This window comes from Pontibacillus salipaludis, assembly GCF_014642405.1.
Taxonomy (GTDB): Bacteria; Bacillota; Bacilli; order Bacillales; family BH030062; genus Pontibacillus; species Pontibacillus salipaludis.
The window spans coordinates 93,099-110,795 of record NZ_BMIN01000010.1 but is presented as its reverse complement, the minus strand read 5'-3'; the positions used below and the strand labels follow the sequence as shown (position 1 = coordinate 110,795).

The 17,697-nt window shown below is 40.3% G+C and carries 14 protein-coding genes; 12 read left to right on the top strand and 2 right to left on the bottom strand.

The window, feature by feature from the left end; translation table 11 throughout:
- Nucleotides 1-342 precede the first annotated feature (342 nt).
- The 4 genes from yhbH to IEW76_RS12280 all read left to right on the top strand — a co-directional run bounded on the left by yhbH (nucleotide 343) and on the right by IEW76_RS12280 (nucleotide 5,376).
- Nucleotides 343-1,503, top strand: a complete 1,161-nt coding sequence (gene yhbH, locus IEW76_RS12295; protein WP_188654256.1) for a sporulation protein YhbH — start codon at nucleotides 343-345, stop codon at nucleotides 1,501-1,503.
- A gap of 136 nt (nucleotides 1,504-1,639) precedes the next feature.
- Nucleotides 1,640-3,166, top strand: coding sequence for a spore germination protein (locus IEW76_RS12290; RefSeq protein ID WP_188654318.1), 1,527 nt, complete (start codon nucleotides 1,640-1,642; stop codon nucleotides 3,164-3,166).
- The gene (locus tag IEW76_RS12285) at nucleotides 3,147-4,265 is read left to right on the top strand and encodes a GerAB/ArcD/ProY family transporter (protein WP_188654254.1); all 1,119 of its coding nucleotides are present in this window, start codon (nucleotides 3,147-3,149) and stop codon (nucleotides 4,263-4,265) included. Before IEW76_RS12290 ends, IEW76_RS12285 begins: the two co-directional genes overlap by 20 nt.
- Nucleotides 4,249-5,376, top strand: coding sequence for a Ger(x)C family spore germination protein (locus IEW76_RS12280; RefSeq protein ID WP_188654253.1), 1,128 nt, complete (start codon nucleotides 4,249-4,251; stop codon nucleotides 5,374-5,376). The genes IEW76_RS12285 and IEW76_RS12280 overlap by 17 nt, the downstream gene beginning before the upstream one ends.
- A gap of 41 nt (nucleotides 5,377-5,417) precedes the next feature.
- Here the strand turns inward: IEW76_RS12280 and IEW76_RS12275 are convergent, their stop codons facing one another.
- Entirely contained in the window at nucleotides 5,418-5,882 is a 465-nt protein-coding gene (locus tag IEW76_RS12275) for a hypothetical protein (RefSeq protein ID WP_188654251.1), read from the bottom strand.
- 271 nt (nucleotides 5,883-6,153) lie between these two features.
- Between IEW76_RS12275 and IEW76_RS12270 the strand changes: the two genes are divergently transcribed.
- From IEW76_RS12270 to opp4C, 5 genes are read left to right on the top strand one after another with little or no spacing between them, the layout of a single operon-like run.
- Nucleotides 6,154-7,179, top strand: a complete 1,026-nt coding sequence (locus IEW76_RS12270; RefSeq protein ID WP_188654249.1) for an ABC transporter ATP-binding protein — start codon at nucleotides 6,154-6,156, stop codon at nucleotides 7,177-7,179.
- Nucleotides 7,176-8,177, top strand: coding sequence for an ABC transporter ATP-binding protein (locus tag IEW76_RS12265; protein WP_188654247.1), 1,002 nt, complete (start codon nucleotides 7,176-7,178; stop codon nucleotides 8,175-8,177). The genes IEW76_RS12270 and IEW76_RS12265 overlap by 4 nt, the downstream gene beginning before the upstream one ends.
- Before the next feature lie 36 nt (nucleotides 8,178-8,213).
- Nucleotides 8,214-9,977 carry an oligopeptide ABC transporter substrate-binding protein gene (opp4A, locus tag IEW76_RS12260; protein ID WP_188654245.1) on the top strand — a complete coding sequence of 588 codons (1,764 nt, stop codon included), beginning with the start codon at nucleotides 8,214-8,216 and terminating at the stop codon, nucleotides 9,975-9,977.
- Nucleotides 9,978-10,015: 38 nt separating this feature from the next.
- The gene (gene opp4B, locus IEW76_RS12255; RefSeq protein WP_188654243.1) at nucleotides 10,016-10,981 is read left to right on the top strand and encodes an oligopeptide ABC transporter permease; all 966 of its coding nucleotides are present in this window, start codon (nucleotides 10,016-10,018) and stop codon (nucleotides 10,979-10,981) included.
- A gap of 11 nt (nucleotides 10,982-10,992) precedes the next feature.
- Nucleotides 10,993-11,904: an oligopeptide ABC transporter permease gene (opp4C, locus tag IEW76_RS12250; RefSeq protein ID WP_188654241.1), complete on the top strand. Its 912-nt coding sequence runs from the start codon at nucleotides 10,993-10,995 to the stop codon at nucleotides 11,902-11,904.
- A gap of 435 nt (nucleotides 11,905-12,339) precedes the next feature.
- On the opposite strand, the gene IEW76_RS12245 is transcribed toward opp4C, so the two are convergent.
- Nucleotides 12,340-13,050 carry an alpha/beta hydrolase gene (locus IEW76_RS12245; RefSeq protein WP_188654239.1) on the bottom strand — a complete coding sequence of 237 codons (711 nt, stop codon included), beginning with the start codon at nucleotides 13,048-13,050 and terminating at the stop codon, nucleotides 12,340-12,342.
- 142 nt (nucleotides 13,051-13,192) lie between these two features.
- Between IEW76_RS12245 and safA the strand changes: the two genes are divergently transcribed.
- The 3 genes from safA to IEW76_RS12230 all read left to right on the top strand — a co-directional run bounded on the left by safA (nucleotide 13,193) and on the right by IEW76_RS12230 (nucleotide 17,645).
- Complete coding sequence (gene safA, locus IEW76_RS12240; RefSeq protein ID WP_188654237.1) at nucleotides 13,193-13,816, top strand: SafA/ExsA family spore coat assembly protein; 624 nt, start codon at nucleotides 13,193-13,195, stop codon at nucleotides 13,814-13,816.
- A 293-nt stretch (nucleotides 13,817-14,109) separates the two neighbouring features.
- Complete coding sequence (locus IEW76_RS12235) at nucleotides 14,110-15,324, top strand: NupC/NupG family nucleoside CNT transporter (RefSeq protein ID WP_188654235.1); 1,215 nt, start codon at nucleotides 14,110-14,112, stop codon at nucleotides 15,322-15,324.
- 896 nt (nucleotides 15,325-16,220) lie between these two features.
- The gene (locus IEW76_RS12230) at nucleotides 16,221-17,645 is read left to right on the top strand and encodes an aldehyde dehydrogenase family protein (protein ID WP_188654233.1); all 1,425 of its coding nucleotides are present in this window, start codon (nucleotides 16,221-16,223) and stop codon (nucleotides 17,643-17,645) included.
- Nucleotides 17,646-17,697: the final 52 nt, after the last annotated feature.

Here is a 17,697-nt window from a genome sequence, read left to right as displayed (position 1 = left end):
AGGCATCCCTAGCTCTCAATATTATTAAGTCCCCAACCTTAATAACATGTCTCAACTTTTAGTCCTCAACATCTCCACCCTTTATTAAGTCACAGAATGCTTGTCCTCTATTTACACGGGACTCATAATAGACGAACTGCGCTCATATGATGAAAGACATAAAACGTTAGGCGAGGTACGGTCAGTTTACAGGTAGAAAGAGTGTTGTCGCGGTACGGAACGCTATGGGTGCAAGCGGTCATATGCGGAAAGTGACAAGTTTTTAAATAAGTTTTCAGAATTTTTAATCAAAATGACAACTTCTGCATATGATAGAGTAAACAAAATGGAGGAGGGGTAAGGATGAGTCGTTCGAAAAATTTTGTGATATCTGAAGAGAACTGGTCCCTCCATAGAAAAGGGTATGATGATCAGCAGCGCCACCAAGAAAAAGTTCAGGATGCGCTGAAGAATCAACTCCCGGACCTGATTTCTGAAGAAAACATTGTAATGTCAAATGGGAAAGATGTTGTGAAGATTCCGATTCGGTCGTTGGATGAATATAAGATTCGTTATAACCATGATAAGAATAAACATGTAGGGCAAGGTGAAGGTGACAGCCAAGTCGGAGATGTAATTGCTAGAGATGGATCCCCGCAGCAAGCGCAAGGGAAAGGTGAGAAACCAGGTGATCAACCTGGTGAAGATTTTTATGAAGCAGAGATTTCGATTGCAGAATTAGAAGAGGCTTTGTTTAATCAGTTAGCTTTGCCGAATTTGCAGGAAAAAGAGAAAGATAACATTATAACAACGGATATTAATTTTAATGACATTCGGAAAACGGGGTTGCAAGGAAATATTGATAAGAAACGTACTATGCTAGAAGCGTTTAAGAGGAATGCTATGGGAGGGGATGCGACGTTTAATCCAATCTACCCAGAAGATATCCGATACAAGACTTGGAATGAAGAAGTGAAGCCAGAATCAAAAGCGGTTGTGTTAGCTATGATGGATACCTCTGGATCAATGGGCATGTGGGAAAAATATATGGCTCGTAGTTTCTTTTTCTGGATGTCGCGCTTCTTGAGAACGAAATACGAAACAGTGGACATCGAATTTATCGCCCACCACACAGAAGCCAAAGTCGTCTCTGAAGATGACTTTTTTTCAAAAGGAGAAAGTGGTGGAACCATTTGTTCATCTGCATATAAGAAGGCACTTGAGTTAATAGACCAAAAATATAACCCAGAGAGTTACAATATTTACCCATTCCACTTCTCTGATGGAGATAACTTAACATCTGATAACAAACGATGCTTACAACTTGTTGAACAGTTAATGGATGTATCGAGTATGTTTGGATATGGTGAAGTGAATCAGTATAACCGCCATAGTACTCTAATGTCGGCCTATAAGAAAATTGAAGATGAGCGTTTCCGACACTTTGTTTTAAGAAGAAAAGCTGACGTATTTTACGCAATGAAGCATTTCTTTAAAGAAGAAGATGAGGAAGTGTTGGTATAAGAAAAACTCGAGTCCCCTTTTGAGGGGACTCGAGTTTTTGTGTGTTCTAAACCTATACGCGGTATGTATAGGAAATTAGTTGTTTGAGGACACTACATACATAATCAAATTGTTCTAGAGGAGGGGTGGCGTGAAAATACGAAAGTTGTTACGGCCGAGACAATCGGCTACAGAGAATCAAAGTAGTGTGGTTAAAGAGCAGGAAAGTCCTACGAAAGATAGTTTTCGTTCGCTGAAAGACAATATTGACTATATCAGCTCAGAGCTTCATCATTCCCACGACTTAAAAGTTACGCATATGGATGGAAATCGCCAGGCCCTTCTCTATTTCGAGTCGCTAGTTGATCAAGAACAGATCCAAAACAAAATTTTCATTCCACTTTCCAATTATTCTGATCGTACAATTGGGCAGTTACCGAACCGAAGGGGTACTACTGACTTAAACGATGCGATCTTTGCTTTGTTAAGCGGTTGTGCGGTTTTTGTACAAGAAGGAAACACTGAGATTTCAGTCTTTGTCGTGACCATGTCCAATAATAGGAATATGTCGGAACCTGATACAGAGAAAGTGCTCCGAGGATCTCATGAGGGATTAGTAGAGAGCGTGATGATTAATATTAATTTAATCCGAAAAAGAATCCAACATCGAGACTTAACGGTAAAATATTTTCGAGTCGGGAAGAAGACGAATACGAACTTAGCCATTATGTATATGGAAGGGCTCGTTAATCCCGATGTGGTCAAGAAAATTGAGGACCGTATCAAACATATCTCTGCTGATACCATTATTAGTCCAGGCTACATTGAAGAAATGGTAGAAGATAATTCGTTATCCCCGTTTCCTCAGATGCTAAACACCGAGCGACCTGACAGGGGTGCTGCGAATGTTTTAGAGGGGCGAGTGATCCTACTCTCAGAGGGTAGTTCCACTTGTCTTGTCTTTCCTGTCACGTTTTTTACGTTTTATCAGACGCCGGATGATTATAATAGTCGATGGATATCTGGTACCTTTATTAGATTGATTCGATTAATGAGCTTTCTTATTGCGATAGGATTGCCAGCTTTTTATATCGCGGTTGTTGGATATCATTTTGAGGTTATTCCAGACACACTGGTCATCCCCATAAAAAGCTCCATTAATAATATTGCTTATCCCCCGATTGTCGAGGCTTTAGTGATGGTTATTATTATCGAACTCATTCGTGAATCTGGAATAAGACTTCCGAGTCCTGTGGGCCAGACAATAGGGATTGTCGGTGGTTTGGTTATTGGGGATGCTGTTGTAAAGGCCGGCCTTGTATCAAATTTGATGGTAATTGTAGTTGCGTTAACAGCGATAGCATCTTTCGTAGTCCCTTCAAATGAACTAAGCACAGCGTTACGATTATTGACTTTCCCGCTCATTTTATTAGCCTCTACTTTTGGATTTTTAGGGATTGTGTTTGGTTTTTTTGGCCTGTTAATTCATTTATGCCGTCTTGAATCATTTGGATCACCATATTTTGCCCCTTTAGCCCCTTTAAGAGTAAAAGACTTGAAGGATACGTTCATACGGCTGCCGCTTTTTATGATGGACAACAGACCAAAGGATGCTCAGCCAGCTAAGAGTAATACAGGTGATACGTCAAGGGAGTGGAAGAAGAATGGCCGCAGTAAAAAATGAGATGATTAGTAGAAGACAGTATTTCTTCTTTATTATTCAAACTTTGATCGGAGTGGGCGTTTTAACCCTCCCTTTTAACCTACATGAAGTTGCAAAACAAGATGGGTGGATCTCCCTCCTCATAGGCGGGGTTCTTATTCAAATCGTACTCTTTATAATGTGGGGATTGGCCAAACGTTTTCCTGATCAACACCTATACGAATATATCCCTACCATCGTTGGAAAAGTAGTGGGAGGGCTATTCAATGCTGTACTGATTCTATACTCACTAGCCGTTGCAGCCGTCATACTATTGTTATTCGATGAAATGATACGAACCTGGCTTCTCCCAAGAACGCCCTACTGGATTATTAGTCTTATGTTTATCGCATTAGGTGTTTACTTGGTTTCAGGTAATATTAAAGTAATGGCGAGGTTATATGTATTCGTTTCTGTATTGCTGCCCATATTAGTGCTCCTCTTATTATTTGCTGCCAAAGATGGTCAATGGATTTATCTACTCCCAATTGGTGAATCAGGGTTTTCATCGATATTCGATGGTGTGTATCAATCCTCTTTATCCTTGCTCGGTTATTTGATCGTTCTGTTACTGTTCCCGTACACGAAAGGAACACCAAAGCAAAAACTAGTAACCATTACGTTTGCTAACGGATTCGTTGTATCTTTTTATTTTATAACGGTACTACTGTCTTTCATTTATTTTGGAACCGTAGAAATGAAGTATGTCAGTGAGCCTGTTCTATATATGTTGAAAGCTGTTGAATTTCCTATCATTTCAAGAATTGATATGTTCTTTATATCCATGTGGATTGTTTCTGTCGCCACCACACTTTGTAGTTATCTATTGATAGCTAGCAAAGGCATGAGCCACGTATTCCCTAAGCTTCCTTATGAGAGGGCTGTCCTATTCATTGGCTTTTTTCTCTTTTGTATCGCTTATTTCATGCCAAAGGATGAAGAGTGGTTGAACGTTCTGGATGATTACGTATCCATGGCTGGTATGTGGACCGGGGTTGGTCTTCCGATCTTCCTGTGGCTAATTAGCCTTGTACTTAGAAAGAGACAACAAGGAGGGCCTAATTATGAGAATAGGCACTAAAGCGCTCATTATTATCACATGTCTCATACTACTTACTGGGTGCTGGGATCAGCGGCAATTTAAGAATGTGAAGCTTGTGTTGGCAGCGGGATTTGATGCTGGAAATGATGGACTTATTCGAAATACAGTTGTAATCCCTACAGTAGAGAAAGGGCTTGAAGGACCAGGACAAGAATTCATTCAAGTGATAACGAGTGAAGCTTATTCTACAAGGGATGGGAAAAAGAACGTCGACCATCGTATTTCGCGTTCTTTTGATGCTTCGAAGGCCAGGGTCTTTTTACTAGGAGAAGAGGTAGCGCGTCATGATATCTTCCCTATATTGGACGTACTCTATCGAGATCCGAAAAATAATTTGAATGCCAAATTAGCTATGGTGATGGGATCTGCTGAAGAAGCATTACGGCTCAGGGTGAATCAGGAGCCTCGCATAAGTGGGTATATTAGTGGGATTTTAGATAGTCAGATGATGAATACAGAAGCACCTACTGAAAACTTACAGCTTATATGTGCAGAGTTATTAGAAGAAGGAGAAGATTTCGGCTTGCCAGCTTTGGAAGTTGATCAGGACGAAGGTCTTATCAATTATGTAGGGATGGCCCTGTTTAGTGATCAGAAATATTCAGGGGTAACATTAACAACAGATGAATCGCTTCTTCTGTTGTTATTAGATGACAAACTGAAGCGATCGGCAACGATTAATCGTAAAGTGACTGACAACGAGGAAGAGCCTTTGAAGAATTATGTATCTATTGAGGTAGGGGGCGTAAAACGGAAAATGAATATCCAAGCCGATGCTCCAGATGATATTAAAGTTACGATGACCATGAAGTTGAAGGCGAAAATTGTAGAAAAAACGTTACCTGTAATTTTAAATGACAAGGAAGTAGCTAAGTTAGAAAAGAAGTATTCGGAGATCCTAACAAAGGATATGCAAAGCGTCATTCAAAAAACCCAAGAAGCCAATAGTGATTTCTTAGGAATTGGACGAAGAGTTCATGCCTTTAATCATCCTACGTGGGAAAAGGTAAGCTGGATAGATACTTATCCGAATATTACATTCAACATAGATACAAAGGTAGATCTATCAGGGCATGGTGTAATCAATTAGATAAAGGCATAAATCCTTCAAGTTTATGCCTTCTCATTTAGTTAAATTGAAGCAAGATCCTCTATGACAATACGGCGATCTGGTCCATTTTGAATGTCCTCACAAGCTTGTTGAGCCAGTTGTTTATACTCTTCTTTCTTCTCCGTTAGTCCAGCTAATTTGTACGCTCTTGCCATTGCTTCATACGCAAAAGCTAAATCAAAATCTCCAATCTCTTCTTGCAAACATAAATCTAAACAAATCTTAGCGTGAAAGAGGGCGGGTTCCTCGCGTCCGGTAACAGAATATACTCTCGATAGTTGCCAATCGCCTCGAACTTTGTTGAGCGAAGTGCCGATCTGTTCCCAGTGATACCTCGAGGCATGAGCAGCATGAATCATCGTTTGCCCTTGTTCTTCTGACCTATCTTCACGATCGAGTAGTGTCCACACATAATTAAATAGATCTACGGCCATTTTCTTATGGAAATCTTCTAAACTATGTAACTGTGCCATATCTTGTTTCATCGTTCTCCTCCTATTGATTGGGTCCTATATCTAAAGATTCGACACAAATTCATATGACCCTTTTTGTTTAATAGGCCGAACAGATTATTTAGCATGAAGATTTAGAGTCAAATATTACATTATTATTACAAATCTTTAAAAAATTTCGCACATATTACAATAAATTGTTAATAAAGCATTGACGTTCTACCAATAAATAGTTTACTATAATAAAAAATCAGAAAATTATTAATTCTAATACATTTGTAAAATTTAAATCTGAGGTGTCCTAATGAAGAACTCACAATCAAATGTAAATCATGACCCTTTACTTCAGGTAAAGGGCTTAGAGACGGCCTTTAGTATTGAGGGAAAAGATCACAATGCGGTCGACGGTGTTTCTTTTAATGTCGAAAAAGGTAAGATCGTCGGAATCGTTGGAGAGTCCGGTTGCGGAAAAAGTGTAATGTCTTTATCTGTAATGAATTTGTTACCAAAAGGAATCGGTAAAATCCGAAACGGAGAGGTTCTTTTTGAAGGAAGAAATTTAGAAGGTTTAGACGATAAAGAAATGAATAAAATTCGGGGTAAAGATATATCAATGATCTTCCAAGAGCCTATGACTTCCCTAAACCCGGTATTTACGATTGGTTATCAGTTGGAGGAAGTACTGCATAACCATTTTAAACTGTCTAAAAAAGAAGCGCGGGAAAAGGTAGTACAACTATTATCAGCTGTTGGAATCTCTAGAGCAGATCGTATCGTTGACGAGTATCCTCACCAGCTATCTGGTGGAATGAGACAGCGCGTCATGATCGCAATGGCCATTGCCTGTCAGCCGAAGTTACTCATTGCAGATGAGCCTACGACAGCACTAGACGTAACAGTACAAGCTCAAATTCTAGAGCTGCTACAGGATATTCAAAAGAAAAACGATATGGCGATTATCTTTATCACTCATGATCTTGGTGTTGTATCTGAGACTTGTGATGAGGTTATTGTCATGTATGCAGGAAGAATTGTAGAGCGTACGGATGTTCAGCGTCTTTTCCATTCACCTAAACATCCATATACAGAATTATTGATGGGAGCAATTCCCCGTTTAGAGGAACAGAAAGATATGCTTGCAACAATTGATGGAATTGTGCCTTCGTTAACGAAAATGCCAGAAGTAGGGTGCCGATTTGCTAATCGTTGTCCAAAAGCTATGAAAGAATGCACAACCGTTACACCTAAGTTAGCGAAAAATGAAGAAGGTCATGAAGTAGCTTGCTTACTCTACGAATCAAGTCGACCTGAAGAAGAGGTGTTACGATGAGTATAACCGAATTGAACAAAGCTCAAACCGAAAAGTTGCTTGAAGTAAACGATTTAAAGATGCATTTTCCCGTAAAGGGCGGTTTCTTTAAAAGAACAATAGGAGCTGTAAAAGCAGTAGATGGTGTTTCCTTTGATATTAAAAAGGGTGAAACGCTAGGTCTTGTAGGAGAATCCGGGTGTGGCAAATCTACTACAGGTCGTTCCATTTTAAGATTGCTAGATCCTACAGATGGTGAGGTACTCTTTAATGGTGAGGATATTACGAAATTAACCGGTAAACGACTCCGTGATATTCGTCAAGATATACAAATGGTGTTCCAGGACCCATACGCATCCTTAAACCCTATGCAAATGGTTGGGGATATCGTAAGCGAACCTATTAAAAACTACCATAAAAACCGCAAAGGTGAAGAACTAAAAGCGGAAGTTATGGATTTATTAACTCGTGTAGGTCTTCCTGAAGATGCTTATTATAAATATGCTCACGAGTTCTCGGGTGGACAGCGTCAGCGTATAGGCATTGCTAGAGCGCTTGCGCTTAAACCGAAGCTCATTATTGCGGACGAGCCTGTATCTGCATTGGACGTTTCTGTGCAGTCGCAGGTGTTGAATCTATTAAATGAGTTACAAGATGAATTTGATTTAACCTATTTATTTATTGCGCACGATTTGAGTGTTGTAAAACATATGAGTGATCGAATCGGTGTTATGTATTTAGGAAATATCATGGAAGTTGCTAATAAGAGTTCTATTTATGCAGAGCCTTTACATCCTTATACACAGGCATTGATTTCAGCGGTACCAGATGCCTCTAAAATAGGGCAAAAACGTGAGCGGATCGTCCTTGAAGGGGACGTTCCAAGTCCTGAAAATCCACCATCTGGATGTCCTTTCCATACAAGATGTCCAAAAGCAATGGATGAATGTTCTAAAACTAAACCTCAATTAAAGGAGGTGAAACCAGGTCAGCACGTCGCATGTCTTCTTTATGAGTAATAATCATTAAAAATTATCAGGGGGGTTCATTTTTTCATGAAGAACAAAAGAAGTTTTTATTGGCTAATGTCTTTAATGTTAATGCTAACGTTATTCTTAGCAGCATGTAACAGTGATGCTAACGGAGATTCAGGTGACGGTGAAGATACCGACACGGAAGATACGACTGAGGACACAGGTTCTGAAGGTGACAGTGGAGAAGAAGCAAGCGGAGAGCCACAAGAGGGTGGAACGTTAAATTACGCAATTGATGGTGAACCAGAAGGTATTCTGAACGTTCACTACTATGGTACAGCAACTGACTTTGAAATTATCCAGTTCGCTGTAGATCCATTATTCGAATATGACGAGAATTTAGCTATTCAACCAAATGTTGCTGATTGGAGCACTGAGGATAACAAGGTGTATACATTCACATTTGAAGAAGGTATTAAATGGCATAATGGTGATGAGCTAACAGTTGAAGACTGGAAGTTCGCACTTGAAACGCTTGCTAGCCCTGACTATGAAGGTCCTCGCTATGCAAACGTTGAAACAATCGAAGGTGCAAAAGCTTACCGTGATGGAGAAGCGGACAGCATCTCTGGTATCGAAGTTATTAGTGATTATGAAATTAAGATTACATTCGACAAAGCTCGTGTAAACAACTTACTTAATGTTTGGTCATACCCTATGAACCGTAGCTATTGGGAAGGTGTAGAAGTAGCTGACATTCTTGACAGCGAAAAAACACGTCAAAGCATGATGGGTACTGGACCATTTAAACTTACTAAAGTTGTACCTGGTGAATCGTACCAGTTTGAAGCAAATGAAGACTATTGGAAAGGCGCTCCTAAGCTAGACAAAGTTATCGTTAAAGTAATTGATAACAAAGCAGTAATTGGTGCTCTTGAAAATGGTGATGTGGACATGGTTCCTGTTCACCCAACACTAGGTGAGCAAGTAGAAAACATGGAAAATGTTGATCTTGTAACTTATCCAGGTCTTGCATACTACTATGTTGGATTCAAATTTGGTAAGTTCGACAACGAAAAGAAAGAAGTTGTTGAACAAAATGACAAGTACGCAAACTTAGAGCTTCGTAAAGCAATGTACCATGCAATCAACCGTGATGAGTGGATTGACGCATTCTTTAGTGGTTATGGTTCTAAAGTAAATGCTCCAGTACCAACTGCTCACTGGATTGCTGCTGACCAAGATGAACTAAACGACTATGCATATGACCCTGAAAAAGCAAAGAGCCTTCTTGATGAAGCAGGCTATAAAGACGTAAACGATGACGGTTTCCGTGAAGATCCAAATGGTGAGGAGTTCGTTATTAACTTTGCTCACTATTCTTCTACAAACCCAACATTTGAGTCTCGTGCAAAAGCATTGACTCAGTACTGGGAAGAAGTAGGTCTGAAGGCTGAATTAGAAATGATCGAATCAAGCCTTTACTATGACAAGCTAGAGAAAGATGCTGAAGGAATTGAAGTTTACTTCGGTGGTTGGGGTACAGGTTCTGACCCAGATCCATCAGCACTTTGGAAGTCTGACCAGCTGTGGAACTACACTCGTTGGGTAAACGAAGAAAGTGATCAGCTTCTAGAAGATGCGATTGATATTGATGTAGTTGGTACAGATCAAGAAAAACGTAAAGAAGTATATGGTGAATGGCAGAAACTTCTTAACGAGCAGCTACCAATGCTTTACATCGCTGAACTTCAAGAGATTTATGGTGTAAACAAACGTGTTGGCGGAGTTGAATTTGATGTATCAGGTTCTAACAGCCCTCACGAATGGTACATCCAGAACTAAGACCATCTTGGAAGTTTTATTAGATAAGGGGAATGTCCATGTTAAAGTACACACTTCGTAGATTATTAGGCATGATTCCGATGTTACTCCTTATCTCCATTGTAGTGTTCTTCCTGGCATTAGCAATGCCAGGAGATCCCTTCTCTGGAGAGATAGATCCGAATAATACCGATCCAGAGTATATTGAAGAAATGCGTGAGAAGTTAGGGTATAATGACCCCATTCATGTACAGTATTACGATTGGATTACTGGGTTTGTTCAAGGAGATTTTGGTAAGTCTGTTAAGTACAAGATCCCTGTTAGTGATTTAGTTGCTCAACGTTTGCCAAACACTTTATTTTTGGGAATAATGTCTTTAGTCATCACATACTGCTTTGCCTTTGCTATGGGAATGACAGCTGGGAGAAAGCCTTACACAAAATTGGATCACTTTATCGGTGGATTTAACTACATGATGTTGGCTATCCCTAGTTATATCGCAGGTGTTTTTGCGATTTACTTCTTCTCATTCCAATTAGGTTGGTTTCCGTTTAACGGTTCCGTTAACATAGCCGTTGATGAAGGTACACTAGACTGGTGGTTAAGTAAGGTCTATCATACGTTCTTACCTGCACTAGTATTAGGGGCTATGGGAACGGCGAGTTACACACAATTCTTGCGTAACGATATTATTGATAACAGTAATAAAGACTTTGTACGAACAGCTCGTGCAAAAGGTACGCCAGAATCAAGAATTTATAATCACCACATTTTAAGAAACTCTGTTATTCCTTTGATTACTTTCTTAGGTTTTGATTTAGTATCTTTAGTTAACGGTGCACTGATTACAGAAACGATTTTTACTTATCCAGGTTTAGGACAATTATTCCTAACGTCAGTTCAGGCTTCTGACTATCCTACACTGATGACGTTAACACTGATGTTTTCGTTTATCGTTTTAGTCGGTAACTTAATAGCTGACATTCTTTACGGAATCGTTGACCCAAGGATCAGAATTGATTAGGAGGTGTGGCTATGGAAGTTGTTCCTAACAAAGACCCACAACTAAAAACAACAAAGCCACCCAAGAGTATGTCCCCTTGGGCAATGGCCCGTCGAAAGTTTATGAAGAACAAATTAGCGATGATTAGTTTAGTTTATTTAATCATCTTAGCAATCCTGTCCTTCTTAGCTCCATACATAACTACCGTGGATATTTCACGAGTTAATATTGGGCAAATGAAACTTCCTCCTTCTTCCGAGCACTGGTTTGGAACAGATACAAGTGGAAGAGACGTTTTCGTTCGTTTGTTATACGGAGGCCGTGTTTCATTATTTGTAGGAATTAGCTGTACGATGATTATCTTGTTCCTAGGAGTCATTGTAGGAGCTATTGCTGGTTTCTTCGGTGGAATCGTAGATAGTATGTTAATGCGATTCACAGACTTTGTGTTAAACTTCCCATTCTTAGTATTCGTTATCGTTCTTAATGCGATCCTTTTCGGTAAAGTAGGCGGTGTCGGTGTACTAATTGGGGTTATTAGTCTTCTCGGTTGGGGTGGGGTTGCCCGTCTTGTCCGCAGTAAGATCTTATCTGAAAAAGAAAATGAATATGTACTGGCTGCTACTTCAATCGGAGGGCGACCAAATAAAGTTATTATGAAGCACTTGCTACCAAATGTTCTGACAACAGTTATTGTTCAAGCGACTATTTTGTTTGCGAACATGATTGTAGCAGAATCGGCTTTAAGTTACCTAGGCTTTGGTGTTCCTCAGGAAGTGCCAAGTTGGGGGAACATGTTAAGTGCCTCTCAACAACCTGAAGTTCTTCAGGATATGCCATGGATCTGGGTTCCACCAGCAATCATTCTGGTGTTTACCATCCTAGCTATTAACTTTATCGGAGAAGGGGTTAAAGATGCCTTTAATCCAAAATCATTCCGCTAAGTAAAATCTACCAAAGTTTCTTTGGTAGATTTTTTTATTTCCACGCAGACTCTATGTTGAGGCACTTTATTGTGACTGGGGCCGTTACGTTTATAAGTGCAAGGGCAGGCTTGGGGACTACTCGCTTTCCTGCGGGGAGCTGGGAAGCCTCCTCAATCGCTACGCGCTTTCCGGGGTCTCCCCTAGTTTTAAAGTGCAGGAGTGGTGCCTTTATATATAAGGAAGTTCGACTAAGATCGTCACATCCTGTGACAACGTCGAACGACCCCACGTCGTGTGGGGCCGCGGAAAGCGAGTGATTTCCAGGCCCACCTTACTTTGCGTTAAGGATGACGGAAACATCCCTTTAATTATAACGTAACAAAAGCATCTCAACTTAGAGCCTTCCATATAAGAGGTTTATATGGAGAGATAAAAACCTATCTTATTATTAGTTCAGTAAGACTCCGTACGTTTACTGTGGCTCAAAAATTCAAAACACATGTGGATGAGGTCGGCTTGGTCTGGCCCGTGGCAAACCATGTGCTTTGATTGAGGTAAGAAGTGAAGAGTTTTTTTTGTGGATTGGATGGAATTGTAAATGTATCTAGCGCTCTTTTGAGGGAGCAATCCATCTTCTCCACCTTGAAGGATTAAAGTAGGGGTTGTGACCTGTTTGAAATACGGGCGGAACTCACCTACGAGTTTCTGAAATTGAAGTGATGCGCTCGCTGGCGCATTCCCCATGCGTCTGATATACCGATGAAATAGATCATTTTCGAGTAAATCTCCCCGTATCCCATCCTTAGCCATTTTCCATAAATCCTTAGCAATTTGTGAAATGTCTATATAATGAGCGGATGTACTTAATAGTACAAGTTTATCGACTTTGTAAATGGTGGAGAGGTAAGCGGCGATGACTCCTCCCATCGAGTACCCGATTATATAAATGGTCTCACATTTTGCTTTCAACTTTTTAAAGTCATTTTCTGCCTTGTGCACCCATTCCATATACTCACTTTCTTTCAGAGATTCGCCTTCGTTGTGTCCGGGAAGAATGGGGATGCTTAATTCCCATTCTGAGTGTTCTTTAATTTCTTTATAAAGAGGCTCCAATTCGTAAGGAGCTCCACCAAATCCATGAATGAAGAGACAACCTACAGTCAATATAACCACTCCTTTTATTTAGTGATTATAAAACAGTACCCTTTTTGTTTCTTCATTAATATAAGTTTTGTTAACGTTGATGAGTATTTTTTCCTTATTTAGGCACACTACACATGATTACAAAAATAAGGAGCGATAAGAAATGAAGAAGATCCTATTTTCCCTTCTTTTTGCAGTTTTACTTGTTGCCATGATTGTGCCAAGTTCTAGCCATGCACAGAGTACGGATACATATACCGTAAAGAGTGGCGACACCCTTTGGAAGATCTCTAAACGCTACCAAATTGGATTGAATGAAATTATTAGTGCCAATCCACAGTTCAGTAACCCAGATTTAATTTATCCAGGTGATCGAGTAACGATTCCACTTAAAGGGGATATTAAATCAGTTGAACAAGAAGTCATTCGTCTTACAAATAAAGAACGGGCGAAGCAAGGATTGCCTGCTTTAAAGAGTGATTGGCAGTTATCACGTGTGGCGCGTTACAAATCACGTGATATGAGAGACCAGGGTTACTTCGCCCATAATTCTCCTACTTATGGATCGCCGTTTGAAATGATGAAGTCGTTTAATATTTCGTACCGTAAAGCAGCAGAAAATATTGCAGCAGGACAACGAACTCCACAAGAAGTTGTTCAAGCATGGATGGATAGTCCTGGACACAGAAAGAATATCCTTGATAAAGACTTAACGTATATTGGTGTAGGATATGCTGAGGGCGGTAGTTATGGCTACTACTGGACCCAACAATTTATTACAAAATAATGAAAAAGTCAGCCTTATAGGCTGGCTTTTTTTAACTAGAAAAGGACTCGTATCGACATGATTCGAACGCAATAGGACAATACTACGAGAGAGGGTAAAAAAATTTAATTATTGAAAATAGCGATAAATTAACGTTTTTCCCTATGTAAGCGTTTATATGGAAATGTTTGCATTTGCATGACGTCTGACAACTTGGTATGATTCTGTAAGAAGGTATTAATGAAAGCATTTTCATTGCCGTCATATCAATTATTATTAAATTTATATAAAAGGGAAAGGGAGGCATTTATGCCATGAATATTTTGCTTGGCTTGCTTGCAATTGTAGTGGTTCTTGGTATCGGATTTTTAATGTCCAATAATAGAAGTAACATTAATTATAAAGGTATCGGAATTATGCTTGTGCTTCAATTGTTTACAACTTGGTTTGTGTTCAATACTAAGATTGGTAAGATCATTATTACGGGGATTTCAGCTGCGTTTGATCAGCTCATTCAATCGGGACGAGCTGGTGTGAGTTTTATTCTTCCAAACGTTGCAAACGTTGGGGAAGATGGAAACCCAATGAACGTCTTCTTCCTAGATGTTCTTATGATCATTATTTTCTTCGCTGTTCTTCTTTCTGTACTAACATATTTGAAGATTCTACCTACGATTATTAAATACTTGGGGGCTGTAATTTCTAAAGTCACAGGTCTTCCAAAAGTAGAATCATTTAACGCTGTAAATAGTATGTTCTTTGGACAGTCTGAAGCGTTATTAGCGATTAAATCTCAGTTTCACCACTTAGAAAACAACCGACTGTATATCGTAAGTGCCTCCGCAATGGGATCTGTATCTGCTTCAATTGTAGGTGCATATCTTGAAATGTTACCAGAACAATTTGTACTTGTAGCGATTCCGTTAAACATGTTTAGTGCTCTTATTCTTGGATCAATTATCGCTCCTGTAAAAGTTTCAAAAGAAGAAGACCATGTTGATATTAAAGAAGTTTCAAACGCAAATAGTTTCTTCGAGGCAATGGGGAATGGAGCTCTTGATGGTGGTAAGATTGCTTTAATTGTAGCTGCGATGTTGGTAGCATTTACCGCTTCTCTTGACTTTGCTAACTTCCTAATCTCAAGCGTTTTCTCTGGGGTTACATTAGAACAGATTTTAGGTTATGTACTAGCTCCACTTGCTTTCCTGATGGGAATTCCTTCTGGCGACCTTATTCAAGCAGGTAGCTTAATGGGTACGAAGATTATCACAAACGAATTCGTTGCAATGCTACAATTGACAGATATTATGGCTAATCAGCCAAATGAATTATCCGATAAAACAATTGGTATTGTATCTGTATTCCTTACGAGCTTCGCTAACTTTGCTTCTATCGGTATCATTGCTGGTACAGTTCAAGGTATTGATAGTAAGAAGGGTGCAGCCGTATCCAAGTTTGGTTTGAAGTTGTTAATCGGTGCGACACTAGGTTCTGTACTATCAGCAACTATCGCTGGACTATTCTTATAAAGTCTACAACGCTTAGAACATTATGTTCTAAGCGTTTTTTTTTGCCATTATTGCCCCACCTTACATAGAAGACTCGGAGCTGAGACACTTTTGTTTGGGTAAGACCGTTACGTTTATTGAGTGCTTGGGGTGTCTGGGGAACGACTCGCTTTCCGCGGTCCCACACGACGTGGGGTCGTTCGACGTTGTCACAGGACGTGACGGTCTTAGTCGAGCTTCCTCTATTTTTTAACTTTTAACAGCCTCCTCGGGAAGGCCACCCTGCGGGGTCTCGTCGATCTCTTTCTCCCGCAGGAGTCTCCTCGCTCCCCAGACCCCCCTTCCTATAGTTTTACGAACGGTCCTGCATCTCGAAGGGGGTGGAAGTGGTGGGATTACCACATAAGGCATGTTTCCGTTTCATCCTATATGGCAGAGGTGGTTCGGGAAATTGCGAGACTCCTGCGGCAGTAGGAGCCTATCCAGTTCCGGAGTGGAGGACCTAGCGAGATAAGTCATCTTTTTTCCAAAGGCTAATCGCCTTTTCCAAAAAGCTGTCTTATCCGGCCCCACACGACGTGGGGTCGTTCGACGTTGTCACAGGATGTGACGATCTTAGTCGAACTTCCTTATATATAAAGGCACCACTCCTGCACTTTAAAACTAGGGGAGACCCCGGAAAGCGCGTAGCGATTGAGGAGGCTTCCCAGCTCCCCGCAGGAAAGCGAGTAGGCCCCAATCCTGCCCTTGCACTTGTAAACGTAACGGCCTCATCCTGTTAACACGTCTCAGCTTCGAGTGTTCAATAATACACTGCCCGCTTATGGAATAGGAGAAGAGCTTGTGCTTCGATGTTTGGAATTTCCTAATAAAGGTAATATTCAAAGAAATATTCCAAATAAAGGAGTGCTCGTCTTATGGAGCAGTACGGACTTTTTATAAATGGTGAATGGACCAAATCCCAAGAAACAGTAGAGGTTTATAATAAGTATACTCAAGAAGTGTTTGCAACGGTTTCGAAAGCTGGGAAAGATGAGGTAGACCAGGCGATTGCTAGTGCAGAGTCAGCGTATCGCAATAAGGAAATGTCTCCTTACTCACGGTTTGAAGTTCTCCATAAAGTAAGTACGTTGTTACAAGAACATAAAGAAGAATTGGCACAAATTATTACGGCTGAGGCAGGTAAACCAATTAAACAGGCACGGACTGAAATAGACCGAGCTACTCAAACATTTGAATTGTCTGCTGAAGAGGCAAAACGTATTCACGGAGAAGGTGTCCCTGTGGAGGCAGCTCCTGGGTCAGAGAATCGGATGGCTTTTACTATAAAAGTACCTGTTGGAGTCGTTGGGGCAATCAGTCCATTTAACTTCCCCGTAAACCTTGTGTCTCATAAGATTGCTCCGGCTATCGCTGCTGGGAATGCTGTTGTCCTGAAGCCAGCTAAGAACACACCAATCTCTTCTTTAAAACTGGCACAGTTATTCCAAGAAGCAGGCCTACCTGAAGGTTTTTTAAACGTTGTAGTAGGATCAGGGTCAGATATTGGTAGCCAAATGATGAAGGATGAGCGTATTAACCTTTATACGTTTACGGGGAGTGCCGAAGTAGGGTTAAAGCTAAAGCAAAATACAGGCTTAAATAAGTTGATTTTAGAGCTTGGAAATAATTCGCCTGTCATTGTAGACAAAGCAGCTAATGTAAAGAAGGCTGCAGAAACTTTAGCTCAAAAGAGTTTTGCTTTTGCGGGTCAGGTATGTATTTCTGTTCAGCGCATGTACGTTCATGAAGAAGTAGCAGAAGAATTCAAGAATCATTTTATTAGCGCTACGAAAGAGTTAAATGTAGGAGACCCAACAGATGATGACACGGATGTAGGACCGATGATTAGTCAGGGCGAAGCAGAACGGGCTGAAGAGTGGATCCAGGAGGCTAAAGGACAAGGGGCTGATGTTATTTATGGAGGCCAACGAAAAGGATCCATTTTTGAGCCAACTCTGTTAACGAACGTAGACCACTCTATGAAAGTCGTTTGTGAAGAGATCTTTGCCCCTGTAGTGACAATGATGACCTTCACTGATCTTGATGAGTGTATTCAAGAGGTGAACAAATCAAACTATGGATTACAAGGTGGAATCTTTACACAAGATGTCGATCGTGCTTTTAAAGCTGCTCGGAAAGTGGAAGTTGGTGGATTTATGATTAATGATGCATCTCAGTACCGTGTAGACCTTATGCCTTATGGTGGTGTTAAGAACAGCGGGTGGGGTAAAGAAGGACCCAAATACACGATTGAGGATATGACGGAAGAACGTTTAGTTGTTATGAATTTAGAACAATAAGGGTAAAAAAAGCTCGTTTTGGAATACTTCCAAAACGAGCTTTTTTAGTCGA

Bases quoted from the DNA above. Each gene is read 5' to 3' on its own strand.
- yhbH (WP_188654256.1), top strand. From the start codon at position 343: ATGAGTCGTTCGAAAAATTTTGTGATATCTGAAGAGAACTGGTCCCTC.
- IEW76_RS12285 (WP_188654254.1), top strand. From the start codon at position 3,147: ATGGCCGCAGTAAAAAATGAGATGATTAGTAGAAGACAGTATTTCTTC.
- IEW76_RS12280 (WP_188654253.1), top strand. From the start codon at position 4,249: ATGAGAATAGGCACTAAAGCGCTCATTATTATCACATGTCTCATACTA.
- IEW76_RS12275 (WP_188654251.1), bottom strand. From the start codon at position 5,882: ATGAAACAAGATATGGCACAGTTACATAGTTTAGAAGATTTCCATAAG.
- IEW76_RS12270 (WP_188654249.1), top strand. From the start codon at position 6,154: ATGAAGAACTCACAATCAAATGTAAATCATGACCCTTTACTTCAGGTA.
- IEW76_RS12265 (WP_188654247.1), top strand. From the start codon at position 7,176: ATGAGTATAACCGAATTGAACAAAGCTCAAACCGAAAAGTTGCTTGAA.
- opp4A (WP_188654245.1), top strand. From the start codon at position 8,214: ATGAAGAACAAAAGAAGTTTTTATTGGCTAATGTCTTTAATGTTAATG.
- opp4B (WP_188654243.1), top strand. From the start codon at position 10,016: ATGTTAAAGTACACACTTCGTAGATTATTAGGCATGATTCCGATGTTA.
- opp4C (WP_188654241.1), top strand. From the start codon at position 10,993: ATGGAAGTTGTTCCTAACAAAGACCCACAACTAAAAACAACAAAGCCA.
- safA (WP_188654237.1), top strand. From the start codon at position 13,193: ATGAAGAAGATCCTATTTTCCCTTCTTTTTGCAGTTTTACTTGTTGCC.
- IEW76_RS12235 (WP_188654235.1), top strand. From the start codon at position 14,110: ATGAATATTTTGCTTGGCTTGCTTGCAATTGTAGTGGTTCTTGGTATC.
- IEW76_RS12230 (WP_188654233.1), top strand. From the start codon at position 16,221: ATGGAGCAGTACGGACTTTTTATAAATGGTGAATGGACCAAATCCCAA.